Source organism: Chroococcidiopsis cubana SAG 39.79 (assembly GCF_003991895.1).
Classification (GTDB): Bacteria; Cyanobacteriota; Cyanobacteriia; order Cyanobacteriales; family Chroococcidiopsidaceae; genus Chroococcidiopsis; species Chroococcidiopsis thermalis.
Map to the genome: position 1 here is coordinate 15,486 of NZ_RSCK01000115.1, position 1,988 is coordinate 17,473.

Consider the following 1,988-nt stretch of genomic DNA (forward strand, 5'->3'; position numbering starts at 1 on the left):
GGTAGTCCTAAAGAGGACAGGATGAGTTAACTGGGAGAGAAGCATTGTAGTAATGGATGAAATTCCAAATCGCGCCAACGTGATTGTCCAACTTTTTGGAGAATGACAAGGTTTTTCTGACCAACCGCGAGACCCTTTGTCTTAACGTGCAATTGAAGCGCTCGATATAGCTCGTCAAACCTGTTTGTTTACCGACTGCCCGATGTCGTTTGCTCGGCAGCGCCACGGGATAGGACACCCAGAAATCACGCTTGGCAAACGGCACAAGGAGCGATACACGGCGGGCAAAGAGTCCCACAGTGCCTGAGCCGATTTGCCACTCCGGTCGCCGATATAGCAACCAACAACCTCGCGTGTGACAACATCCATCGCTAGCCAGACCCACTGTTCATTCCCTTTGTCATCCACGAACGACCACAACTCATCCATCTGAACCCTTAGACGGCTTTTCGGCTTTGGGCGCACAATTACCTCCCGTTCAAGAAGCTTGTATTTCTGATTGACATATTGTTGCACCCAGAGTTCGGAAATCTGTAAGGCGCGGCCAATGCCTGAAGCGCGGCAGTTTCTCTAACAACAGCCGATCTATAATGCATGAGCGTTTCCTCACTAATTATTCGCCACTGCGGCGCTTCAACGAACTGCCGCCCACAGTCTCGACATTTATAATTCTGTTTTTCATGACGAGTGCGACCGTTTTTCACCACAGCATCAGACTGACAATTTGGGCAAGCAGGAATAGCATCAGACATAGCACCACAGAGATCGCATCTGAATTCTATTCTCTCATCCTTTCCTCTTTAGGACTACCTTCAAGTGCATACTACAAATCATATGAATTTATTACGCTCCCACTTGCTGACTACCTTCAGCAGAATCAAAAATATTCCACCTGTAAATAATTCGTTGGTCAAGCAGCCTGAGCAGGAAACCACAACTGCTGCCACTGACCGTTAAGTTCAGCCACTTTGAGTAGACTTAAGGCTCTACTGCCTAGTGGTCGCCAACTCATTCCTTTGTTCTTTTGTCGCTGCCCAACGGTTAAATCTACTCCCTTTTCAACCCGCCCACTACCAATTGTTTTACCAGCAGAGCTACGACGCTTGTAGTTGATAATTTCGGGTTGATGTTTTTCCAGATATCCAATCAACTCTTGCCATTTGTCTAAATTTCTAGCCTGAACCTGGTGTTTTAAATATTCAAGAGCAATCGCAGTTGACCCGTGCCATAATTGCGAGAACAAAAACTTTAAATGCTTTGTTTTTTCAAGCTTGTTAGTAGCAATCATTGACATCAATGCTCGGAGTTTTTTACTCATATGGTACCAATCTAGAATCACAGTAACTTCTAGACCAAAAATGGTGAGAAGTCGATGGCGAATCGCTCTGGCTCCATCAGTAATTGCTACTAAATTCAGCGGTGAAATTTGGCTGCCATACTCTTGTAGAATTTTCGCTTTGGTTACATTAGCTAAGCTGAGTAAATCTTCGCCGTTTGCATTGATAGGAGCAGCTATGTATTCAAATTTAGTAGTAGGCTTCTGCAAAAGAACGATATCTGTAATTATAGCTGGAGCTTTGACTTGGCAAAGACTTTGATTTTTATTGCTCTGTTCTAACTTAGAGGGTGTTTGAAAAGTCGGTCAATTAGTAAAAAAGCTCACTCAGTGTAAGCTGCGAATAGGTAGTACAGCACCGAGAGAGCGATATGAATAAAGCATATCCCAGCAGTCTGAATCGCGCTCAATTTGAATTGCTTAGCGACTTGATTCCAGAACCAAAACCGGGCGGTCGTCCACGCCAGGTTGACATGTGGCAAGTACTCAACGCCATTTTCTATGTCTTGGTGGAGGGAGTGCGATGGCGAGCCTTACCGAGCGATTTTCCGGCTTGGCAGACAGTGTACACTCCTAATGGGACTTTAAAACTTTCTAAGCCCAAAGATAGCCTGACTTGGCTTTGTGAGCGGCAAATACGTTGATGTGGGTC

The 1,988-nt window shown here is 45.3% G+C and carries 1 protein-coding gene and 2 pseudogenes; 1 reads left to right on the forward strand and 2 read right to left on the reverse strand.

Annotated features, from left to right (window positions below):
- Window positions 1-7: 7 nt before the first annotated feature.
- Together DSM107010_RS32810 and DSM107010_RS32815 are read right to left on the reverse strand one after the other, a co-directional pair.
- Window positions 8-752, reverse strand: a pseudogene (locus tag DSM107010_RS32810) (IS1 family transposase).
- A 158-nt stretch (window positions 753-910) separates the two neighbouring features.
- Window positions 911-1,546 carry a hypothetical protein gene (locus DSM107010_RS32815; protein ID WP_106169239.1) on the reverse strand — a complete coding sequence of 212 codons (636 nt, stop codon included), beginning with the start codon at window positions 1,544-1,546 and terminating at the stop codon, window positions 911-913.
- A 161-nt stretch (window positions 1,547-1,707) separates the two neighbouring features.
- On the opposite strand from DSM107010_RS32815, the pseudogene DSM107010_RS32820 reads away from it, so the two are divergent.
- Window positions 1,708-1,908, forward strand: a pseudogene (locus DSM107010_RS32820) (transposase); the annotation flags it as partial.
- Window positions 1,909-1,988 lie beyond the last annotated feature (80 nt).